Origin of the sequence: Asanoa sp. NPDC049573 (genome assembly GCF_040676615.1) — a bacterium.
In the GTDB taxonomy this organism is placed as follows: domain Bacteria; phylum Actinomycetota; class Actinomycetes; order Mycobacteriales; family Micromonosporaceae; genus Asanoa.
In genome coordinates this window covers 1-2,313 of record NZ_JBFAPI010000049.1, presented here as the reverse complement: position 1 = coordinate 2,313, position 2,313 = coordinate 1, and the positions used below count along the sequence as shown (strand labels likewise).

Annotated in this window: 2 protein-coding genes; one reads left to right on the top strand and one right to left on the bottom strand. The window is 67.4% G+C overall.

Going from position 1 to position 2,313, the window contains the following annotated elements; genetic code table 11:
• The coding region (locus tag AB0J74_RS38855) for a poly(3-hydroxybutyrate) depolymerase (RefSeq protein WP_363458310.1) at nt 1–960 on the bottom strand (960 nt) is incomplete at its 3' end.
• Nucleotides 961–1,299: 339 nt separating this feature from the next.
• Here AB0J74_RS38855 and AB0J74_RS38850 point away from each other — a divergent pair.
• Nucleotides 1,300–2,313, top strand: a 1,014-nt coding sequence (locus AB0J74_RS38850) for an endo-1,4-beta-xylanase (RefSeq protein WP_363458307.1), incomplete at its 3' end; no start/stop codon positions are given.

Here is a 2,313-nt window from a genome sequence, read left to right as displayed (position 1 = left end):
CGCCTCGTTGCGCAACCGGTTACCGGTCGGATTGGGCGGCGGAGTGGTCGGGTCGGGCGGCGGGGTGGTGCCCCCGAACTGGGCGAAGAACCTCCACACCTCCCCCTTGGTCCAGGTCCTGACGCCGTCCTCGCAGCCGGAGCATCCGTCGACCGGGCCCGGCCCGTGGCCTCCGTCGAACGCGGCCCACTGCACCGGGTATCCCGCCCGGCACGAGTAGACGGTGGTGATGTGTGACCCGCTTCCCGGTGCCGGCTCGCGCGGACTCTGGGCGGCGCAGCCGTTGGCGCGGACGAACGTGTCACGCAGCGAACGTCCCATGGAGATGTTGAGGACGTTGTCCGAGATCCCGTGGATCCCGAAGTAGGCGATCGGCTGGGTGCCGCCACTGCACCCGCTCAGCTGCGCGCCCGAGTAGACGGCGACCGCCCGGAAGACGTTGGCACGGGCGCACGCGATCGCGTAGCTCATGCCGCCGCCGTAGCTGAACCCCATCGCGAAGCGCTGCGTCGTGTCGACACACAGCCCGTTTTCGATTCGCGTCATGATGTCGTCGACCAGCGTGAGGTCCTGCCCACCGGAGTTGGCCCAGCCGTTTCCGATGCCCTGCGGCGCCACGAGGATCGCGCTGTTGTTCGACTGTTCCTGCATCCCGTAGTAGGCCCAGGCGCTTCCGCTGCTCCCGCCCGAGGCGACGTCGTTCATGGTGCCGCCGCGCCAGTGGAACGCGAAAATCAGCCGGTACGGGTTGTTGCTGTTGTAGTTGGCCGGAACCCGCAGGATGAAGCTGCGAGTCTGACCGCTGCTCTGGATCGTGTACGTGCCGCTGTTCAACGCCGGGGCCTTGCCGCATCCGGCCGTCGCCGCGAGGGTGGCGGCGTCCGCCGCCGCCGAGGCGAGCCGGATGCCGGTGAGACCGGCGGTGGCCAGAACGACGGTCGCCGCGACCGCGAACAGCATGCGCCATCGATGCCGATTGGTGCCCTGGGGCATAGGTGTACTCCGTTCCCGTCCCGTAGTCTGTTGGCCAGCATGAGGTCGGGCATCGTGGGATGTCAATGCGACTTTGATGGGATCGATCCCATAACACATTTTTGCATCTCGATTTCGAACATCGGCCATTCGGCATCGTCGTCAATTGCCTCTTGAATGCCCGGAAACAACGTGGCAAGGTCGCGCGCATCGATCTCAGTCGTTGCGCCTATCCCTGCTGCGGCGCCCCGTCCGAAAGGTAAGTGAGTGATGAGAGACCTCGTTCGCTCGAACAGTTCGTCGCGGCGGCGGCAGGTGAGAGCACTGGTGCCACTCCTGCTGACCGGGTTGCTCGCCACCGGCGCGGCGCTGGTCTTCACGGGCACCGCCGACGCCGGCACCACGCTGAGAGCGTCGGCGGCCGAGAAGGGCCGCTACTTCGGTGCCGCCGTCGGCACGTACAAGTTCAACGACACCACCTACATGTCGGTCCTCAACCGCGAGTTCAACAGCCTCGTCGCCGAGAACGAGATGAAGTGGGACGCGACCGAACCGCAGCGGGGGGTGTTCAACTACGGCGCCGGGGACCGCATCGTCAGCCACGCCCGCGCCAACGGGATGAGCGTGCGCGGCCACAACCTGCTCTGGCACGCCCAGCAACCCGGATGGGCCCAGGGCCTGTCCGGCAGCGACCTGCGGAACGCCGCCATCAACCACGTCACCCAGGTGGCCACCCACTTCCGCGGGCAGATCCACTCCTGGGACGTGGTGAACGAGGCATTCGCCGACGGTGGCGGCGGTGGCCGGCGTGACTCGAACCTCCAGCGCACCGGAAACGACTGGATCGAGGCCGCCTTCCGCGCCGCCCGCGCCGCCGACCCGAACGCCAAGCTCTGCTACAACGACTACAACACCGACGGCGTCAACGCGAAGTCGACCGGCATCTACAACATGGTCCGCGACTTCAAGGCCCGCGGCGTGCCCATCGACTGCGTGGGCTTCCAGTCCCACCTGGGCACCTCGATCGCCGGCGACTACCAGAGCAACCTGCAGCGCTTCGCCGACCTCGGCGTCGACGTGCAGATCACCGAACTCGACGTCACGCAGGGCGGCAACCAGGCCAACATCTACGCCACCGTCACCCGCGCCTGCCTGGCGGTCTCGCGTTGCGCCGGCATCACCGTGTGGGGCGTGCGGGACTGCGACTCGTGGCGGGGTGGCGACAACGCGCTGCTGTTCGACTGCGCCGGCAACAAGAAGGCGGCCTATACCGCGGTCCTCGACACGTTCAACGGCACCTCGACACCCAATCCGACCGGTAACCGGCTGCGCAACGAGGCA